Origin of the sequence: Vibrio sp. 1F279, assembly GCF_041439815.1 — a bacterium.
Lineage (GTDB): Bacteria > Pseudomonadota > Gammaproteobacteria > Enterobacterales > Vibrionaceae > Vibrio > Vibrio tasmaniensis_A.
The window spans coordinates 19453-39894 of sequence record NZ_JBGOOU010000021.1; the positions used below are offsets into that span (position 1 = coordinate 19453).

14 protein-coding genes are annotated in these 20442 nt (G+C 43.2%); 6 read left to right on the top strand and 8 right to left on the bottom strand.

What is annotated here, in order from left to right; all coding sequences use genetic code 11:
* Positions 1 to 17 precede the first annotated feature (17 nt).
* On the bottom strand, positions 18 to 1952 hold the full coding sequence (locus ACED60_RS15465) for a PrkA family serine protein kinase (RefSeq protein WP_371727932.1): 1935 nt from the start codon (positions 1950 to 1952) through the stop codon (positions 18 to 20).
* Between the two features lie 354 nt (positions 1953 to 2306).
* On the opposite strand from ACED60_RS15465, the gene ACED60_RS15470 reads away from it, so the two are divergent.
* Positions 2307 to 3062, top strand: a complete 756-nt coding sequence (locus ACED60_RS15470) for a MipA/OmpV family protein (RefSeq protein WP_012603587.1) — start codon at positions 2307 to 2309, stop codon at positions 3060 to 3062.
* A 107-nt stretch (positions 3063 to 3169) separates the two neighbouring features.
* Here ACED60_RS15470 and ACED60_RS15475 read toward each other — a convergent pair whose 3' ends face one another.
* The 5 genes from ACED60_RS15475 to ACED60_RS15495 form a co-directional block, all read right to left on the bottom strand.
* On the bottom strand, positions 3170 to 3670 hold the full coding sequence (locus tag ACED60_RS15475; protein WP_009846313.1) for a YfbU family protein: 501 nt from the start codon (positions 3668 to 3670) through the stop codon (positions 3170 to 3172).
* Between the two features lie 221 nt (positions 3671 to 3891).
* The gene (gene pflA, locus ACED60_RS15480) at positions 3892 to 4632 is read right to left on the bottom strand and encodes a pyruvate formate lyase 1-activating protein (RefSeq protein WP_371727934.1); all 741 of its coding nucleotides are present in this window, start codon (positions 4630 to 4632) and stop codon (positions 3892 to 3894) included.
* A 163-nt stretch (positions 4633 to 4795) separates the two neighbouring features.
* Entirely contained in the window at positions 4796 to 5797 is a 1002-nt protein-coding gene (locus tag ACED60_RS15485) for a lipid A deacylase LpxR family protein (protein WP_371727935.1), read from the bottom strand.
* Positions 5798 to 5997: 200 nt separating this feature from the next.
* The gene (gene pflB / locus ACED60_RS15490) at positions 5998 to 8274 is read right to left on the bottom strand and encodes a formate C-acetyltransferase (RefSeq protein ID WP_012603590.1); all 2277 of its coding nucleotides are present in this window, start codon (positions 8272 to 8274) and stop codon (positions 5998 to 6000) included.
* A 307-nt stretch (positions 8275 to 8581) separates the two neighbouring features.
* Positions 8582 to 10123 (bottom strand): DUF3360 family protein, encoded by a 1542-nt coding sequence (locus tag ACED60_RS15495; RefSeq protein WP_016767646.1) that lies wholly within the window; start codon positions 10121 to 10123, stop codon positions 8582 to 8584.
* A 791-nt stretch (positions 10124 to 10914) separates the two neighbouring features.
* On the opposite strand from ACED60_RS15495, the gene ACED60_RS15500 reads away from it, so the two are divergent.
* The 5 genes from ACED60_RS15500 (at position 10915) to ACED60_RS15520 (ending at position 17027) form a co-directional block, all read left to right on the top strand.
* Entirely contained in the window at positions 10915 to 11685 is a 771-nt protein-coding gene (locus ACED60_RS15500) for an ABC transporter ATP-binding protein (RefSeq protein ID WP_004736532.1), read from the top strand.
* 136 nt (positions 11686 to 11821) lie between these two features.
* On the top strand, positions 11822 to 12592 hold the full coding sequence (locus tag ACED60_RS15505; protein WP_009846319.1) for an ABC transporter substrate-binding protein: 771 nt from the start codon (positions 11822 to 11824) through the stop codon (positions 12590 to 12592).
* 79 nt (positions 12593 to 12671) lie between these two features.
* A complete protein-coding gene (locus ACED60_RS15510) occupies positions 12672 to 13412 on the top strand; it encodes an ABC transporter permease (protein ID WP_012603591.1) in 741 nt (246 codons plus the stop codon).
* A 2-nt stretch (positions 13413 to 13414) separates the two neighbouring features.
* Positions 13415 to 14092 carry an ABC transporter permease gene (locus tag ACED60_RS15515; RefSeq protein ID WP_009846321.1) on the top strand — a complete coding sequence of 226 codons (678 nt, stop codon included), beginning with the start codon at positions 13415 to 13417 and terminating at the stop codon, positions 14090 to 14092.
* A gap of 199 nt (positions 14093 to 14291) precedes the next feature.
* Positions 14292 to 17027 carry an ImpA family metalloprotease gene (locus ACED60_RS15520; protein WP_371727936.1) on the top strand — a complete coding sequence of 912 codons (2736 nt, stop codon included), beginning with the start codon at positions 14292 to 14294 and terminating at the stop codon, positions 17025 to 17027.
* 136 nt (positions 17028 to 17163) lie between these two features.
* On the opposite strand, the gene xthA is transcribed toward ACED60_RS15520, so the two are convergent.
* Both xthA and ACED60_RS15530 read right to left on the bottom strand, forming a co-directional pair.
* Positions 17164 to 17970 carry an exodeoxyribonuclease III gene (gene xthA, locus ACED60_RS15525; RefSeq protein WP_017097699.1) on the bottom strand — a complete coding sequence of 269 codons (807 nt, stop codon included), beginning with the start codon at positions 17968 to 17970 and terminating at the stop codon, positions 17164 to 17166.
* A 169-nt stretch (positions 17971 to 18139) separates the two neighbouring features.
* Positions 18140 to 20230 (bottom strand): S9 family peptidase, encoded by a 2091-nt coding sequence (locus tag ACED60_RS15530; RefSeq protein WP_371727947.1) that lies wholly within the window; start codon positions 20228 to 20230, stop codon positions 18140 to 18142.
* Positions 20231 to 20442 lie beyond the last annotated feature (212 nt).

Genomic DNA, 20442 nt, shown 5'->3' on the forward strand with positions numbered 1-20442 from the left:
AGCTCAATACAGTTTGGTTATGAGGATTTACGAACTCTTAGGTACCACTCAGATAGCAGTCTCACTTGTTTCTCGGTGTAGCCTTTTTCCATCATACGAGCAACGAAGTCGTCATGTTTTTTCTGATCATCCGTTGAGGTCTTAGCATTGAACGAAATAACAGGAAGCAGTTCTTCTGTGTTAGAGAACATTTTCTTCTCAATCACAGTGCGCAGTTTCTCGTAGCTTGTCCAAACTGGGTTTTGACCGTTATTGTTGGCTTTGGCACGAAGCACAAAGTTCACAATCTCATTTCGGAAGTCTTTAGGATTACTGATACCGGCTGTTTTCTCGATTTTCTCTAGTTCACCATTCAGAGAAGCACGGTCAAATAGCTGGCCTGTTTCTGGATCGCGGTACTCTTGGTCTTGAATCCAGAAGTCTGCGTAGGTGACATAGCGGTCGAAGATATTCTGACCGTACTCAGAGTAAGACTCTAGGTAAGCGGTTTGAATTTCTTTACCGATGAACTCTACGTAGCGTGGCACTAGGTATCCTTTCAAAAACTCTAGATACTTCTCGGCGGTCTCTTGAGGGAATTGCTCACGTTCGATTTGCTGTTCAATCACATAGAACAGGTGCACTGGGTTTGCGGCTACTTCGGCTTGGTCGAAGTTAAACACACGAGACAGGATCTTAAAGGCGAAACGCGTTGATAGCCCAGACATGCCTTCGTCAACACCCGCATAATCTCGGTACTCTTGGTAGCTCTTCGCTTTTGGATCGGTGTCTTTTAGAGTTTCACCATCGTAAACCCGCATTTTTGAGAACAGAGAAGAGTTTTCTGGCTCTTTCAGTCTCGATAGGATGCTGAATTGCGATAGCAGATCGAGTGTGCTTGGCGAACAAGGGGCTTTGGACAGCTCACTGTGCTCAAGCAGTTTTTGGTAGATCTTAACTTCTTCAGAGACGCGCAGACAGTAAGGGACTTTTACAATGTACACACGGTCGAGGAAGGCTTCGTTGTTTTTGTTGTTACGGAAGGTCTGCCACTCAGATTCATTAGAGTGAGCCAGAATCATACCGTCAAATGGCAGTGCAGAAAGCCCTTCGGTACCGTTGAAGTTACCTTCTTGTGTTGCCGTTAGGAGTGGGTGCAAGACTTTGATTGGCGCCTTGAACATCTCTACAAATTCCATCACACCTTGGTTTGCTTTACACAGTGCACCAGAGTAACTGTAGGCATCAGGGGCATCTTGAGAAAAGTGCTCAAGTTTACGAATATCGACTTTACCTACAAGTGAAGAGATATCTTGGTTGTTTTCATCACCAGGTTCTGTCTTCGCGATCGCAACTTGGTCGAGAATCGAAGGGCGTAGTTTGATGACTTTGAATCTAGAGATATCACCACCGAAATCATGGAGGCGTTTCGCTGCCCAAGGAGACATGATAGAGCGTATGTAACGTTTCTCTATTCCGTACTCTTGTTTCAAAAGCTCGCCATCTTCGTTTACGTCAAATAGACAGAAGGGGTGATCATTCACTGGGCTTCGCTCACCATCGGCAGACAGCACATAGATTGGTAGCTTTTGCATCAGTGCTTTGAGTTTTTCAGCAAGGGAAGATTTACCACCGCCCACAGGGCCAAGTAGATAAAGGATTTGCTTACGTTCTTCTAAACCTTGCGCTGCATGTTTTAGATAAGAAACAATCTGTTCAATCGCGTCTTCCATGCCGTAGAAATCTTTAAATTCACTGTAGCGTGAGATGACACGGTTCGAGAAAATACGACTTAGTTGAGGATCTTGAGCAGTGTCAATGACCTCCGGTTCGCCAATGGCGAGTAATAAGCGCTCGGCAGCATTCGCGTAAGCACTTTTATCGTCTTTACACAGCCCTAAGAACTCTTGCAATGTCAGCTCTTCTTCCTTGGCTGCTTCATAACGTGATTGATAGTGGTCAAAAATACTCATAGTCACATTCCCCTTGTTAACCAGTCAAAACTGACGAGCGATTGAAAAATAGGCTCTCCCTACATTTTAAGGTTAGACCCGCTTCGACAATTTTGCTTAACAATTATGTATTTATTTACAATTTTGCGTGTGAAAAACGTAGCGAGCGCAATAGGCAACTTGAGGCGTGTGGAATCGAATTATTTTACATTCGAGCGGATCTAACCGTTTGTTTTGTGATTTTAGGTCGCTTAACAATACTCACACTGGATTTATGTGTATTAGATGTATAACTGAGCTCTATTGATTTTTTGGAATGAAGTACCATATAATGCGCTGCGTTATCCAATGTTGCTCAATAAATAGGTAAATATAGTGAAGAATAATGGGTTAAAAATAGTGGCTATCAGTGTGGCGTTACTGGCTTCGACAGTAACGCATGCAAAAATATCGCAGTGGTCATTGGGCGTTGCCGCCTCTTATTCTCCTGCTGTCTATAAAGAGACGCCGTCAAATCGTACGGTGATCCCCATGATTGGTTATGAAGGTGAGCATTTTTTCATGCGTGGATTCAGTGCTGGTTATCGCTTGCTACCTGCAGGTTCACCACAGAATATTGTGTTTAGAGCGGTTTATGATCCAAGAACATTAAAGCCAAGTGACTCTGATAATGCTGATATCCAGAAGTTAGATGAGCGTAAAGCGTCGGTGTTGGGAGGTGTAAGCTATCAAGTGATTACATTGGTCGGTATGTTTGAAGCGACAGCGGGCTCAGACTTAGGGTTTAGGCACAATGGCATCTATGCAGAAGCGGCATGGCGCCTACCAATTCGTCGCAATGGCTGGGCGATTACACCATCTATTGGTTACTCGTATAACAGTAAGCGTTTGAATAATCACCTGTACGGAGTGAGTTCATCGGAAGCGGCGAGAACCAATTTAGATGAATTTGACGCTGACTGGGATGGCCAATACTTTATCGGTTTAGGTGGTTATCTGCATGTGACGCCAAATGTTCGAGTAACCGGCGGTGTGCGATATACCAACCTTGAAGGTGATATTGAAAATAGCCCAATACTTGAAAGTGGCATTAACATGGCCGCTAACGTCGGTGTCGCTTATGTATTCTAGGTGCTTTGGCTTATCGCTTCATATATGAATATTAAAAAAGGGTTACTCATGATGAGTAACCCTTTTTTGAAATTTTATAAGCCCACTTAAAGCTAATCTTCTAAGCACTAAGCACTAAAAATTTGAGATAGCTCTGTCGCACATAGGTGGTACTGACGAGGGCAGTTACGCCACGTTGTTAGCATGCGACGGTACTTTTCTAACATTGGCATTTGGCTATTGAAGTGGTGATCTGCTTTGTCAAATTGAGGGTAAAGTCCTTCAGAATCAACAAGGAAACGCACGTAATGTACGATTTGTGCTTCAGAAGCGATATCGAAACCTAGGAATTGTAGACGACGTTGGTCGACTTCCGCACGCTCTTGATCTGCAAGCATTTTATTCGACTCTTGCATCGCATGGTACATCTCCATAATGTCGATAATTTCGCGACATTCTGCTTCAGTTAAACAACCAAATTCTTTGTTAAGCTCACGCATTTGGAGTTCGTAACCACGTTCTACAATCGTTTGTAGACGCTGGTATTTAGCTGAGTTCTCAGGATCCATTTGAGACATTAGGTAGTATTGATTTGATAGAATTAGACGCTGAGCATTGGTCATTTCCATGGGAGGAACCTCACTAAAAAACTAAATGTTATATTATTTTGTTGCAGTAAGAGTAACAGCATTCCTAAGAGTGGAAACATGATCTCAACACGGATTTAATATGATTTTTTGAATTGATAAACAAAAGTTGTAAAGAAAAGTGAAAGGATTGTTTTAACCAAAAAAGAAAACGCCCCAATCGAAATTGAGGCGTTTGAAATCACTATTAACGTAAGTCTAAATTAGTATTTTACGCTTGAATGGTATTGACTGAGGATAGCAACAATCTCGTCCATTTTTTCTTTGCTTGGCGGATTTGTACCTTCAAGAGGATAGTCGTGACCCAATGCTTCCCACTTATGAGCACCTAGCTTGTGGTATGGAAGCAGTTCTACTTTTTCGATGTTATCCATGTCCTTAATGAATTCACCCAGAAGATGCGCATCTTCTGGCGTATCTGTGTAGCCAGGAACAATCACATAACGAATCCACGTCTTCTTACCTATTTTGTGTAGGTAGCGTGCAAAATCCAGAGTACGTCGGTTTGATACACCAATGAAATCGTGGTGAATTTCATCTCGCATATGTTTAAGATCCAGCATTACCAGATCAGAGGCTTCTAGTACTTCATCGACCACTTCAGTGTGTTTACGAATATAGCCATTAGTATCAAGACAAGTGTGGATGCCTTCAGCTTGAGCCGCGCGGAAAAAATCACGAACAAACTCAGGTTGTAGCATCGCTTCGCCACCTGAACAGGTGATACCACCGCCAGAGGCTTTCATGAAATGACGGTATGATTTTGCTTCGTTAATGATCTCTTCGACCGTTACTTCCTTTCCGTCATGAAGATCCCATGTATCGCGATTATGGCAGTACATACAACGCATTAAGCAGCCTTGAAGAAACACAATAAAGCGGATACCAGGGCCATCGACAGTACCACAAGATTCGAATGAGTGAATGCGACCAGTTGTAGACATGAGCTATTCTCGTATAGGAATTTATACCGTTTATTTTATTACAAAAACGGTACATAAAATAGGGTCAAATAGTAACTAGGTCTTTAAAAATAAAGGCAATCACCTGTGAAGATGATTGCCTTTATTTAACTTGAAAAGCAGGCGGTGAAAGCCTTTTCTATGGCTAGAAGAAAGCAAACATAGTGATGCCACCAGTACCGTACACTGACTTTGTTGCTTCTTGGTAATCGGGTGTTTTTGCGGTAAGTGCGAAAGAAGCACCAACGTATCGGTTATACCAAGCAACACCAAGTACGGCTGTCGCTTGAATGTTTTCTAAAGTGACATCGTAGATCGCAGGATCTTTGTCATTTTTCTTTGCGTAATCATTAACACCTGAGCGATCCCCTTCGACAGTCAGGTCATTAAATCGGTAACGCCCTTCAAGACCTGCGTAAGTAAACCAACCTGTATTTGAAGCACCTATCATGCCTGCTTTGAATGGGTTTTCTGTGCTGATGTTCGCTGCGCCAAAGTTGCCGCCCAAGTCAGTACCCCAACGGAACATAAATCCAGTAGAAATGTCGCTTCTAAAATTACCAACGTTGATCTCTGATACGTTAGATATCTCGAAGTCAGTATTCGCTAATGCTTGATTACGCATTAGGTTGAAATGACTTAAGTAACCAAGGCTACCTGCGTACTCATCATCAACTTGATACTTCCAACCCATAGGTTCGTCTGATTTAGTGATTGAGTGAACCAGTTTTTGAGCGTCTTCGGAAAGTGCGCGCTCGCCTGTAGTACCAAACGTGATGTTAAAACGCTGGGCTTGTTGTGGGTTCAAGCTGATGTAGTTGAATTCTGTATGTAGGTAACCTGCGTATGGACGATCATTGGTTGATGGCTTTTCTAATTCAATGTCAGAAGGCGTGTACATCTTGTGACCAATGGTGATTTCCCATTTATCTAAAGAGCTTGCGCCCCAATAGGAAAGGCTTAATGGTTTTACCCAAGCGTATGGCGTAATACTTGACGATGTGTAACCCAGAAATAAACCGTTGGTATAGTCTTGGTCGACACCAAAGATACCATCGTTGTCTAACGCAAAAGTTAACGTAGAGCGTTCAGATGCCAGTGATGAACAAGAGAGGAGAATCAGTGGTAAATAACGAAGGTATTTCATGTAGCGGTTACTCTAAAATGATGAACAGAAATAGTACCGTAGTTTGAGTGGATTTGTAGAAAAAAAGTGAATGCGAGTGTGCTTTTTGTGGCCAATCTAATCTTTCTTAGGGGAGGGTTATTGATGAGATTTAGGGTAGATATAAAAAAGCCCCGCACATTGGCGAGGCTAATAGTTTTTACTGTCTATTGAGCGTGAGCTTATAGAGACTCAGTAAATGTACGTGCGATTACGTCAGCTTGCTGCTCTGTAGTCAGAGAGTTAAAGCGTACAGCGTAACCAGAAACACGAATCGTTAGCTGAGGGTATTTCTCAGGGTGCTTAACTGCGTCTTCTAGAGTTTCACGGTTAAGAACGTTCACGTTAAGGTGTTGACCACCTTCAATGCCAGCTTCGTGGTGGAAGTAACCATCCATTAGGCCTGCAAGGTTAGCACGTTGGCTATCTTCTTCTTTACCTAGCGCGTTTGGCACGATAGAGAAAGTGTAAGAGATACCATCTTGAGCATCAGCAAACGGTAGTTTACCTACAGACGTTAGTGAAGCTACAGCGCCTTTCTCATCACGACCGTGCATTGGGTTTGCACCAGGAGCGAAAGGAGCACCAGCACGACGACCGTCTGGAGTGTTACCTGTTTTCTTACCGTATACCACGTTAGACGTGATAGTAAGAACTGACTGTGTAGGGATTGAATCACGGTAAGTCTTAAGCTTACGGATCTTGTTCATGAACGTAGAAACTAGTTCACAAGCAATGTCATCTACACGAGAGTCGTTGTTACCGTATTTAGGGTAATCGCCTTCGATTTCGAAGTCAGTTGCAATGCCATCTTCGTCGCGGATTGGTTTAACAGTCGCGAATTTGATTGCAGACAGTGAGTCAGCAGCAACAGACAGACCAGCGATACCACAAGCCATAGTACGACGAACGTCACGGTCATGAAGAGCCATTAGAGACGCTTCGTAGCTGTACTTGTCGTGCATGAAGTGGATGCTGTTTAGCGCAGTCACGTATTGCTTAGCTAACCAATCCATGAATGTGTCTAGGCGACCCATTACGTCATCGTAGTTAAGTACTTCGTCAGTGATCTTGTCGCCAACTGGGCCAACTTGCATTTTAAGCTTCTCATCAACGCCGCCGTTGATTGCGTAAAGCATAGTTTTTGCAAGGTTAGCACGAGCGCCGAAGAACTGCATTTGCTTACCAACGATCATTGGTGATACACAACAAGCGATTGCGTAATCATCAGAACCAAGGTCAGGACGCATTAGGTCATCATTTTCGTACTGGATAGAAGAAGTATCGATAGATACCTTCGCACAGAAACGCTTGAAGCCGTCAGGTAGTTGCTCAGACCAAAGAACTGTGATGTTTGGCTCTGGAGAAGGACCCATAGTGTATAGAGAGTTAAGGAAACGGAAGTTCGAACGCGTTACTAGCGTACGACCATCAACACCCATACCACCCATAGATTCTGTAGCCCAGATTGGGTCGCCAGAGAATAGCTCATCGTACTCAGGAGTACGTAGGAAACGAACCATACGCAGCTTCATTACGAAGTGGTCGATCATCTCTTGTGCTTGGTCTTCTGTGATTTTGCCAGCAGCGATATCACGCTCGATGTAGATGTCTAGGAAAGTCGAAGTACGACCTAGAGACATTGCAGCACCGTTTTGAGATTTAACTGCAGCTAGGTAGCCGAAGTAAGTCCACTGAATAGCTTCTTGAGCAGTTTGAGCTGGCTCAGAGATATCGAAACCGTATTTCTCAGCCATTTGCTTGATTTGACCTAGAGCACGATGTTGCTCAGAGATCTCTTCACGCAATTGCATTGTAGCAGCAAGATCTTCGCCGTTCTCGAAACGCTCTTGTAGAGAAGCGAATTGAGCAGCTTTGTCTTTCATTAGGAAGTTGATACCGTAAAGTGCAACACGACGGTAGTCACCAATGATACGACCACGGCCGTAAGCATCAGGAAGACCAGTCAGAACACCAGACTTACGACATTTTAGGATATCAGGAGTGTAGATATCGAAAACGCCAGCATTGTGTGTTTTGCGGTATTCTGAGTAGATTTTTGAAACCATTGGGTCAAGAGTTTCACCGTATGCTTTACAAGAACCTTCAACCATACGTACACCACCGTTAGGGATGATTGCACGTTTTAGTGGCTTCTCAGTTTGTAGACCAACGATAGTCTCAAGATCTTTCTCAATGTAACCTGCATCGTGAGCAGTAATGGTAGAGATAACAGAAGTATCGAAATCTACAGGTGCTTTAGTTGCGTTTTCCTGTTTGATACCTTCCATTACCGAAGACCAAAGCTTGTTAGTTGCTTCAGTACCCTCAGAAACTAGGAAAGACTCGTCGCCTTCATATGGCGTGTAGTTCTTTTGAATGAAATCACGAACGTTTACTTCGCTTTGCCACTCACCTGCAGCAAAATCTTCCCAAGCTTTAGCAAATTGCTCTGCCATGACATACCTACCTTTTTAGTAGAAAAAATACGTACATTAACACTGTTGAGCCAGCGCCCCTCGTAAGGGTAGTACACTCTTATTAATAACAATATATATGAGCATATGAGCGTCATATGGTTATATATATTGTCACTACCTTTTATATGTTGTCTTTACTCTATGTATTCAAGACTACGCTAAAAAATTTCTGCAAACCTTAAACTGAATCAATAAATGCCAAAAAAAGTTGAAAAAATTTGAGTGACAGGGGTTGCCACCCAAACTTTTTTTTAATCCCAATACTACTTTTGTGTAGTAATGAGCATTATAGCCAAGCTTTTAGGCCATATTGACTTTCTAGCATACCAACTGCAAGCATTGCTACTAAACAGATAACTAAAACGCCAACTGGGATTACAATCTTGTCTACAAATGATAGACGCTTCGCACGCTCTTTATCACCAATTAGACCGTTGTTATCAAGAAGCATAGTCAGAGCCCATGCTAATACAGGGTTAACAACCGCTGAACCGAAGATACAGATACCAGCTGCTTGAGAATCCTTTGAATCCTTAACCATTTGCATACCCGCTTCAAGTAGAGGTAGAGATACACCTACAAGTAGCGCAACACGCATCACTGGTGGCCAGACTGCAACGTCCATTGGGAAACCAAGAATCGCAACAATAATACATAGAGAACCAAGCAAGATTGCGCCGCCAGGAATTGGACGTTTCGCGATTGCTGCTGGGATCATGTAAGTACCCCAAGAAGAAGTGATGTTACCACCACCAACCGCTGTACCTACCATTTGACGCACAGAACACATAGTCATAGTGTCATCAACGTCCATCAGAACTTTTTCAGAACGTTTAGGGTAGTTTAGTTCTTGGAAGATACGGTGACCTAGGAAATCTGGTGACCACATCGCTACCGCTAGGATTGCAAATGGTAGAGAAGCGATGAAGTGTTCAACGTTTGGCAAGCCAAGCATCCAACCTTCAGAAGTCGAACCCCACCAGTAAACTGGGTTTAGGTTTGGGATACCCATTTCAGTTTCGAATACGATATCGAAACCAGCGCCCAATGCTAATGCAATAGCAAGGCCTGTGAATGCACAAACTGGGATAGCTAACCAACGCTTGTTCACTTTTGCTAAGAAAGCATAGATAGCAATAGTAATAGCAAGAACGATTAAACCAACGTAACCCATGCTACCCGCTTCAACAGTAGAAGATTGAAGACCAACCGCCCATGCTTGAATCGAGTTAATTTGGCTCATGGTACCCGTTAGGCCTAAGAAAATGAGCAAGCCACCAGCGGTACCTTCCGAAGTCAGGTTAACCAGCTTGGAGCCGCCTTTTAGGAAACTTAGGATTAGACCGAAGACACCGATAAGGATAGCCAATGCAAGAGGGTGAGCACCAGCGAGAGCGATGGTACCAATAAGAGGAATCATTGGGCCGTGGTTACCGGCAAGGTTTGCTTTAGGGTTGAAGAAACCAGAAGCAAGGATACAGAACAGCAGTGCAGGAATCAGCATTTCTACACGAGCAACTTCAATCGCGAAGTCTTTACCTAGGTTTACGTGATCCCAAGCTTGAGTTAGGCCATCAGCCCAAGACATCATTACTGCAGAGTACATCGCGATGATACCGATGGTACCAGCAAGTGCAGGAACAAGATCTTCAAGTTCAAAACGGAAATCACGGCCTGGAAGGTTTAGGCCAAAACGACGAGGCTTCATGATTTGAAGTTCGTGATCTAAGTAATCTGAGCGGCTCTCAAATTCAGAAGCAGGGCGGTGTAGCTCTTTATAGCTTTTCTCTTCTACTTCAGAGTTCGCATTATTCACAACGTCTGACATAGATTCCTCATATTTTTATGTTAGTAATTCTAAAATTGAATTATAAAATTTCGCGTAATTGCGTTATTTCTTAGTTATAACTTATTAATATTATGTTGCACGGATTTGATGTGCTTTATGCAGCTAAGTTAAAAGAAATGTTTGGCATTTTTAATGCCTTATTCTTTGCTGCTGAGTCTAACAAGCTTACCCTTTAGGGTGATTGATCTTGATCACTTTATGAGTTTATGTGAAAGAAAGCTACAAAACGAAGCGATTCATTAACGTACCGTTGATGAATTGTGTAATTAGTTTTCACAAATTGACGTTAGCTATCTTCTTCATGCCTTGCTCTACATAGCATCAGCTGGATACCTCTGACTTACTGAGTGGTTTCACTATTAGCAACTGGTCTCTTAGTTGCCTATGAAGTTTTAACCACTCAACGGCCTTTAAATGACGTTCTCGTATAGTGAGTTTGGTGTACTACTGCGGGTGTTAGATTTTGTCGGAAGCGCAGTTTTTAAGTTCACAAAACGTGTTTTTCTTGTGAGGCATCAAGCTACGAGAATCTCATTTTGATTAACTTTATTTAAACAATGTCAGAGTCGCAATTACAGCTTGTTGATACATTTCATTCAGTAAATTGAGACTAAAACGCTATTCATTGCATAATAAGTCAGAGTTAATCGCTATTTATTCTCAATTATTAGGTTAATAATTTGTTGCATGTTGTTTCGTGTGGTGCTAATTTGTATCGCATGAAAAGGTCGGAGTACCTTGCATTTTCACAAACTTGGGAGAGAAAGCGCATGAAAGATGTACCAGCGCTGGACATAAAGGATTTACACAAAACGTTTGGTCAAAATGAAGTTTTAAAGGGAATTTCACTTTCTGCGCATAAAGGCGATGTAGTATCGATTATCGGATCTTCAGGGTCGGGTAAAAGTACTTTCCTTAGATGTATCAACCTTTTAGAGACACCTACTGCTGGCGAGATTTGGGTTAATGGTGAATTAATTCAAATGAAAAACAACCGCCAAGGTGTTTCTGTTCCTGCCAATGAAAAACAAGTACAGCGAATCCGTTCTCGCTTAGCAATGGTTTTTCAGGGTTTCAACCTGTGGTCTCATCTGACCGTTCTCGAAAATGTTATCGAAGCGCCTGTTCACGTCTTAGGTGTACCTAAAGCACAAGCGATTGAAAATGCTGAGCTGCTACTGAAGAAAGTAGGGCTATATGAACGCAAAGATTACTACCCGGGTCATTTATCTGGCGGGCAACAACAGCGTGCTGCGATTGCAAGAGCGTTAGCGGTTGATCCTGAAGTAATGCTATTTGATGAACCAACATCGGCACTTGATCCTGAGTTAGTAGGGGAAGTACTTGGTGTAATGCGCGATCTAGCAGAAGAAGGAAGAACCATGCTTGTGGTAACACATGAAATGGCTTTTGCTCGTGACGTATCAAATCATGTGATGTTCTTACATCAAGGCTTGGTGGAAGAACAGGGCGATCCAGCTAAACTGTTTACTGAGCCTGAATCTGAGCGATTACAACAATTTATATCATCGATTTACTAATCAGAATTGAAATGATGTTGCTAAGGTAAATGGCGACAGTGTTAACAATGAAACACAACAAGTAAGTTAATAAGTAACAACAAACACAATATTAAAATTAGCAAAACATAAAAACCTAAATCACAGGAGTAGGGATATGAAAAAGTGGTTATTAGTCGCGGCACTTGCTGCAACTGCTGCAACGGGCGTAGCTCAAGCAAAAGAATGGAAAACAGTACGTTTCGGTATTGAAGGTGCTTACCCTCCATTTAGCTGGACAGAAGCTGACGGTTCGCTGAAAGGCTTCGATGTCGATATGGCTAACGCGCTTTGTACTGAAATGCAGGTGAAGTGTAAGATCGTTGCACAAGATTGGGATGGTATTATTCCTTCTCTGCTTGCTCGTAAATATGATGCGATCATTGCGGCAATGTCTATCACGGAAGAGCGTAAGAAAAAGATCGATTTCACAGGTAAATACGCACTTATCCCGAACAAGTTCATCGCTAAAAAAGGTGCAGGCCTTAACTTTGATGATCTAAGTGGTCAAAAAATTGCCGTTCAACGTGCAACAACTCACGACAAGTACCTAACAGATAACTACGGCGACACAGTAGAAATCGTTCGTTACGGTTCATTTGACGAAGCTTACCTTGATCTAGCTAACGGTCGTGTTGCTGCTGTACTGGGTGATGCATCTGCTCTAGAAGAAGGTGTACTAAACAAAGCGGGTGGTGAAGACTACGAGTTTGTTGGTCCATCACTAACTGATCCTAAGTGGTTCGGTGAAGGTTTTGGTATTGCTCTACGTAAGCAAGACAAAGATCTGACTAAGCAATTAGATGCTGCAATCCTTTCACTACGTGAAAAAGGCATCTACCAAGATATCGCTGCTAAATACTTCAACTACGACGTATACGGTAAGTAATCTTTAGCGTCACTTCTTAAGGGAGAGGATCACCTCTCCCTGTCTTACCAACTTTTTCGCAGTTCTGTTGGAATTCATTATGTTTGATTTACAAGGATATGAAGCGTCGATCCTGAAAGGGGCGGTGCTTACAATTGAAGTTGCCTTGCTGTCGCTAATTTTAGCTATGGTTCTTGGTATGCTAGGTGCCTTAGCTAAACTCGCGCCTTATCGCTGGGCTCGTGCTATTGCAACCCTCTACACAACCGTTATTCGCGGCATACCCGATCTGGTATTGATGATGCTGATTTTCTTTGGTGGACAAATCCTTTTAAACAACAGTTTGTATTCCATCAATGAGTGGCTCAATGAGTGGTTCACATCAAGTGACCCTAACCACGAATGGACCGCTTACCTACCTGATTATATCGATGTTAGTCCATTTATTGCTGGTGTCTTAACTATTGGCTTCATCTTTGGCGCGTACATGGCAGAAACCTTCCGTGGTGCAATAATGGCTGTCGACAGCGGTGAGATGGAAGCGGCAAAGGCTTATGGCATGGGCCCTGTTTTAGCGTTCCGTCGTATTCTATTACCGCAAATGATTCGTCACGCACTGCCGGGGTTTGGTAATAACTGGTTGGTTTTACTAAAAACTACCGCGCTGGTTTCTATTATTGGCCTTGAAGACATGGTACGTGTTAGCGCTCTGGCGGCGGGTTCAACCAAAATGCCATTTACCTTCTATATGACGGTAGCAATCATCTTCTTATTCTTCACCAGTGTTTCGACGGGCTTACTTAAGCTGGTTGAACGTAAATTCAGTATCCACGCGAGGTAGTTATGGACTTTTCATTGATAATTGAAAGCCTGCCGATTTACCTTGGTGGTTTGTGGACAACGGCTTGGATGGTTTGTGTCGCTTTGATTGTTGGCTTATTCGTAGCCATACCATTAGCTATCGCTCGTAACAGTCCAAATATGATGATTAATGCACCAGCTTGGTCGTTCATTTATTTCTTCCGTGGTACGCCGTTATTGGTGCAGTTGTATCTGATTTACTACGGTATGGACCAGTTTTTCCCAGTAAAAGACACGCTTTGGGAAAACGCTTGGTTCTGTGCTCTAGTAGCATTCATTCTTAACACATCAGCATATACAGCAGAGATCATTCGTGGTGCTATTAATGGCTTACCGAAAGGTGAAGTTGAAGCAGCAAAAGCGTATGGTATGAGTACACCCAAGACATACCGCCGCATCATTTTACCAAGTGCTCTACGTCGTGCATTACCGGCTTACAGTAACGAAGTTATCTTTATGCTTCATGGTTCAGCGGTAGCAGGTATCGTAACCATTATGGATCTAACTGGTGCTGCACGTTTGGTCAACTCTCGCTACTACGCTCCATTCGAGTCTTTCCTAACTGCAGGTCTATTCTACATGGCGCTAACGTTTATCATCATTGCGATTTTTAAATTTGCAGAGAAGCGTTTCCTTGCTTACTTAAGGCCGTTAAGTTAACTCTACGATACAGATTTTCTTAGATAAACGGCGCTCTTGTAGCGCCGTTTTTAATTTCAATTCAATTGTTCGGGTTCTAATAAGTTTAAGTGGTATTTGTTAAATTCACTCCATAAATTACGAACCCATTAGTCGAATCAATTGACTTAAGTAAACCCATAGATACACTTGCTCCAATTTTTTTGAGTGTCGTATAACAATGAAAAAAAACATTTTATCTTTGTGTCTAATTCTGCCGTCGTCTCTACTACTTTCTGCATGTGGTGGTTCTAGTGATTCCGCTCAACCTCCGAGTAAAACGGCGGTACAAAAAGCACTTGAATCCGGAGATGCATCCCTTGTATCTAATGCCAATGAGTTTATTGACGCCAGCCAAACGCTCGTTGCCCAATACAAATCTGATTACAGTCAAATTAAACAGTCTCTGTCTAAAAATTCAGACGGCACGCCGCTGCGCAATCTTCATTGGGATCCAACACACGATGCCGCGATAATCTTACCAACTTACGGCTTCAACGATGTCATCCTGCAAACCAATAAAGCGATGCAGAGTGGATATACTGACCAAGAGCTTGCGATTGGTATTGCAGGTTATACATCGAGCGGTAGTCGTTACGCTGCGTTAACAAGTAACCCATTTCGAACTAAGCAACGTTCAACGGATTCAGTCAACGCAGAAATGGAAGTGTGGTTGAAAAACTTGGTGGGTTGGGCATCAGGCACAAGTTCACCTAAGAATGTTGTCTTGGCTCAGATGGATCAGTCTTATTATTTTCCTGATGACAAAGCAACGCGAAACTGGCTAACGAGCAACATCAATCCTTCGATGGTTATCAATGATGATAACGCCTGTGACGGCAGCAAATTAAGCCAATGTATTGAAACGAACAACCCTGATTTATTGATTTTGTCTCAAAAGTTAAATGATGGTGACGAAATTAACGATGTAATGACGGGGTTACGTTTGGCGTTCAACAAAAAGATTCCCGTACTGTATTTGCATCTTGATGGCGGTATGACGGACTTAGGCAACGCACTATTTGCAGAAATGCATATGACGTATGTTGGTGATAACTATTGGCGCAGGCTAGGGCTGTCAAATTGGGATTCAACGCAACTGATTGATCGAATGCCAGATAATATCGTCAAACAACAAGCACTTTTACAGCGCCTGAAACTCGATAGTTTCACTGTTGACTTGAATTTATGTGATGACAAATCTTGCCCAGATGAGTCCAACATGGATGAAGAGTTCTATAAGGCCGCGAACAGTATTCGTTCACACCTAACGACGCTTGATAGCAAAAAAATTGATCTCTTTGCATCCAAGAACTACGAATATGAAAAGCTGTTACTGCTACTTGCTGATCGCTACCGACAAGACGTTAAGTACCCAATGGGTAAAGACGTAACAGATAGAATCGACTTTCTTCGGTCGTATTACAGTGATTACGCGACATACAACACTCGACAACATAACGCAGCACAGCCGAGTTTAGGGAACTTCAGCACCAAGAACTTTAAGAATGTCCCTCTCATCACCAAGATTATTACTTTAGAGTCAAAGAAAAACTTCCGTGCGGCGGGTGTATATGCCTTACCGGGTAAGACGATCAAAGTGACGCGATTAGATAATAACAAAGTGGCAACGTCGATTGCCCTTAACACACTACGTAGCGGTGCGACTCATGAGTTTTCGGGTAAAGACGGCTATGCAAGGCCGAAGTTTTTGACTTCGGTAACTTACCCCGTAAAACATGGAGAAACGATATACCTGACCTCTGCCTATGGCGGGACATTACAAGTTCATTTTGATACCAACGATATCGATGTAGAGCTGCGTTTTGAAAATGTTGCCCAACACCCTGTTTGGCGAAGTCAAGCGGACAACGATAGCTTTGTCGCGCAGCTCGAAGAAGGTAACTTTGACTGGGCTGAGTTGGTGACTCCCGGATTTGAAGTTCACTCTAAACTAGACAAGATGAAAGAGTCTATCGGAGCTTCTGATTGGGCACAGCCGCATGATATGGCTCTCGCCACAGAGCGTTACGTACACAACCTTCCTCATGCACTTGCGGGTTTCAAAGGGCCAGGAATTGATGAAATTGCTGAAATACACCAATACGGAGAGGCAAAGGGCTGGGAAATTGCGAACATTGATATTGTAAAGCACATGAATGCCGATCAAGCGACTTGTGGTTACGGTTGTTCAGGAAACCCTTACGATGCTTATTGGTCTTTTCATCCTCTAGGGCATGGTGATTTGCACGAGCTTGGTCATGGACTGGAAAGAGGGCGTTTTAGATTCTCTGGGTGGGAAGGCCACTCAACAACCAACTACTATTCGTATTTCAGTAAATCAAAGTATTACAAAGATACGGCAAAGGTATCGTCTTGCCAAAGCCTAGACTTTAAAGGGCAGTATCAACTTTTACAGCAGAGCCGAACTCAGCCAGATCCAAACGCTTTTATGGCGGCTCAAAATCAAACGGGTTGGAGTTGGGGGGCTCGTATGTTCATTCAAATGATGATGTTGACTGAGCAGCAAGGTGTATTGAATTCAGGTTGGCATTTACTAGGGCGCTTACACTTGATTGAACGCGAGTTTAATCGCTTGAAAGCCAGTGATACTCTTTGGAACAACGGTAAAGGCTCTATTGGTTTTTCTGATTACACCAAACAAGAAGCCGAAGGCATCACCAACAATGACTGGATGCTTATCGCATTAAGCTACGTAGCAGAAAGGGATATGAAGCAATACTTAGATATGTGGGGATTCAGTTTCAGTGATAAAGCGAAGCAACAAGTCACAGCTCTTAGTCTAAGTAACATGCCTTTGACATATTTTGCATCGTCTAATCAAGGCTATTGCTTAGATGAATTTGCTAAGACGCCGTTAGATGTTGACGGCACGACCGCTTGGCCGCTTAATTAGGTATATGGCAGATAGAGTCACGAAGAAAAAAGAGAGGAGATATTAACTCCTCTCTTTCGTTATTCGCTTCTGGTTAGCCTAGTGAACACGATTTACCAGCTACTTGATATGGCTAAGTTCTGTTACCTAAAAGTAACTACTTAAACGTCGACCAAATTGGCGCGTGATCTGACGGTTTTTCGATGCCGCGTAGTTCGTAGTCGATGCCCGCTTCAGTACACTTGTCAGCAAGCTTCTGAGTCGCAAGTACCACATCAATGCGCAGGCCGCGGTTGTCCACGAAGCCTTTTGAGCGGTAATCAAACCATGAGTATTGATCGTTCACTTCAGGGTGTAGCAAACGGAAGCTGTCCACAAAGCCCCAGTCCATCAATATTTTCAACCATTCGCGCTCTTCTGGCTGGAAAGAACATTTACCTGTTTTCAACCAACGTTTTGCATTAGGTTCACCAATACCGATATCAATATCGGTAGGGCTGATATTAATGTCGCCCATCACAATCACTTGTTCATCTTTGTTGTGGTAATCGTTCAGGTACGTCATTAAGTCTTTGTAGAACTGGCGCTTGTACGGGTATTTGGTTTCATGCTTAATGTTGTCGCCTTGAGGGAAGTAACCATTTAGCACAGTGATCTTCTCACCATTGTCGTCTTCAAACGTCGCCATGATCATGCGTTTTTGATGGTCTTCGTTGTCTGTAGGAAAGCCTTTTTGTACCGAAATTGGCTCTTGCTTACAAAGCATCGCCACACCGTAGTGAGCCTTTTGACCGTGGAAGTAGACCTTGTAACCCATAGCTTCAACATCGGCTAGTGGGAAGGCTTCATCGTGCACTTTGATCTCTTGTAGACCAATCACATCAGGTTGGTGCTTATCGATAATAGCTTGAAGCTGATGAAGACGGGCTCTAAGGCCATTGATGTTGAAGCTAATTACTTTCATTTGTTTTTATACCTCTCGTAAACCCTTGTGATTGCTTGCTTTTCAAGGGCTTGCTGATTTGGTGGGTTTCATGATTAATCGTATTTAAGCATGCTTAATAATTTCTGTCGCCATTTTGTCGCCCCTAAATGGCGACAAAATGGTGTGAATACTCACTTTTACGCAGAATCTACTGAGTCTTTAGCAAGTCTAAAAAGAACGCGTATTCAAGTGCGTCTTCTTTTAATCGCTTAAATCGACCAGAAGCGCCACCGTGACCGGCTTCCATATCGGTTTTGAACAGCAGCACGTTGTTGTTTGTTTTCATCTCACGCAGCTTCGCCACCCACTTCATGGGTTCAAAGTATTGTACTTGTGAGTCATGCAAGCCTGTTGTTACCAACATGTTCGGGTAGCTTTGAGCCTTCACATTGTCATATGGTGAGTAACCTAGCATGTAATCGTAATAGGTTTTATCGTTCGGGTTGCCCCATTCGTCATACTCGTTGGTGGTAAGAGGAATCGATTCGTCAAGCATGGTTGTGACAACGTCCACAAACGGAACATGTGCTCCGATGCCACAGTACAGTTCTGGTGCTTGGTTGATGATTGCGCCCATCAATAGACCGCCAGCAGAACCACCAACGGCGAACACTTTATCTTGTGCGCCGTAGCCTTCTTCAACTAGCCCTTTGGTTACATCGATAAAGTCGTTGAACGTGTTTTGCTTGGTTAGCTTTTTGCCGTCCTCATACCAAGGGCGCCCGAGCATCTCTGAACCGCGGATGTGAGCGATCGCAAAAACAAAACCTCTATCCAGTAGGCTTAGGCGAGTTGAGCTGAAGGTAGGTTCGATCGTAGATCCGTAAGAGCCATAGCCGTATTGGTAGATTGGGTTAGTGCCGTCTTTCTTGAATAAATCTTTGCGATAAACCAGAGAGACAGGTACTTGCTTACCATCGCGAGCCGTTACCATAATTCGCTCTGATTGGTAGTTATCCGCTTCGAAATCACCCAATACAGGTGTTTGTTTCATGACTTCGGATTCTCCTGAACTTAGGTCGAAATCATAGTAAGTACCTGGTGTGGTTAAGCTGCTGCAATAGACGCGAACTTTTGAGTTATCTAATTCATAGTTACTTGTTAGGTAAGCAGCAAAAGCAGTGTCGTTAAATTCAAGTGGGAACTCTTTCCCTGTTGAGAGTTGACGAACTTTCACTGTAGACAAGCCATTCGCACGTTGCTCGTAAACCAGATGGTCATCAAACAGCTCGAAGTCAACAAGCTGAGTATTCTCGTCAGCAGGAATGACATCGACCCATTTAGAGCGGTCATGCATCTCTTCAGCAGTGACTTTCATTAAACGGAAGTTGACCGCTTGGTAGTTGGTGTAGATGTAGTAACAATCACCTAGCTTAGCGATGCTGTACTCGATACCCGTTTCTCGTGGGTAGAAAGCTTCAGCTTTAGCGTTTGGGTTGTTGGCATCTATGACTGAAACACCGCTGGTTTCTGTACTCGAGTGCCAAATGTAGACCTGTTCACCATCTTTGCTTTTACTTAAAGAGGTGTAATAAGCGCTATCGGCTTCTTCGTAGATTAGCTCATCGCTTGTTTGAGGTGTGCCTAACACATGGCGGTAAACTTGATAACCAAGTAATGTTTGTGGATCTTTTTTGATGTAGTAAAAGGCTTGGTTGTCGTTTTGCCATGCAATAGCGCTCGAAGCTCCTTCAATTTCATCTGTTAGGTATTCACCTGTCGTGAGGTCTTTAATCTTGATGGTGTAAATACGGCGGCTCAGCGTGTCTTCGCCATAGGCCAACAAGTTTTCGCTTGGGCTGATCGTTAAGCCACCAATACTGAAAAATTCATGGTCTTTTGCTAGTTCGTTAACATCTAAGATGACTTGCTTGTCTGTACCTAAAAAGTCATTTTCACGCAAGTGAACTGGGTATTCGTTGTCACCTGTGACTTCATTCGAGTAGTAGTAGCTGCCTTTGCGAACTGGAACCGAATGGTCGTCTTTTGCGATTCGGCCTTTGATCTCTTCAAATAACTGTTCTTGTGATGCTTCAGTGTGTTTCAGCACGGCCTCTGCGTACTGGTTTTCTTGCTCAAGATGCTGCAAGATCTCTGGGTCTTGGCGCTCATCATCACGCATCCAGTAATAACCATCGATTCGGGTATCACTATGAATCGTCATTGCATGAGGGACTTTCTTAGCTACGGGAGCTTGGGTTTGATGTGCGATGAGTTGCGATGGAGAGTTGTGGTCCATGGTTGTTATTCCTTGATTGCTGCATCCGGCGACAAGTGCGGCCGATACGGCTAATGTGGTTAAAGCGAAACGCATCTGTATATCCTATTGTGTACCTTACTCGTTTTAATGCCAGCATCCTTTAGTGGTTAGTTTTCTTCCAGTGATGTTATTTATAATGGGATTCTGGATTGGTACTTTCAGCGTAAGTGTCTGTTATTGTTTTCAATAAA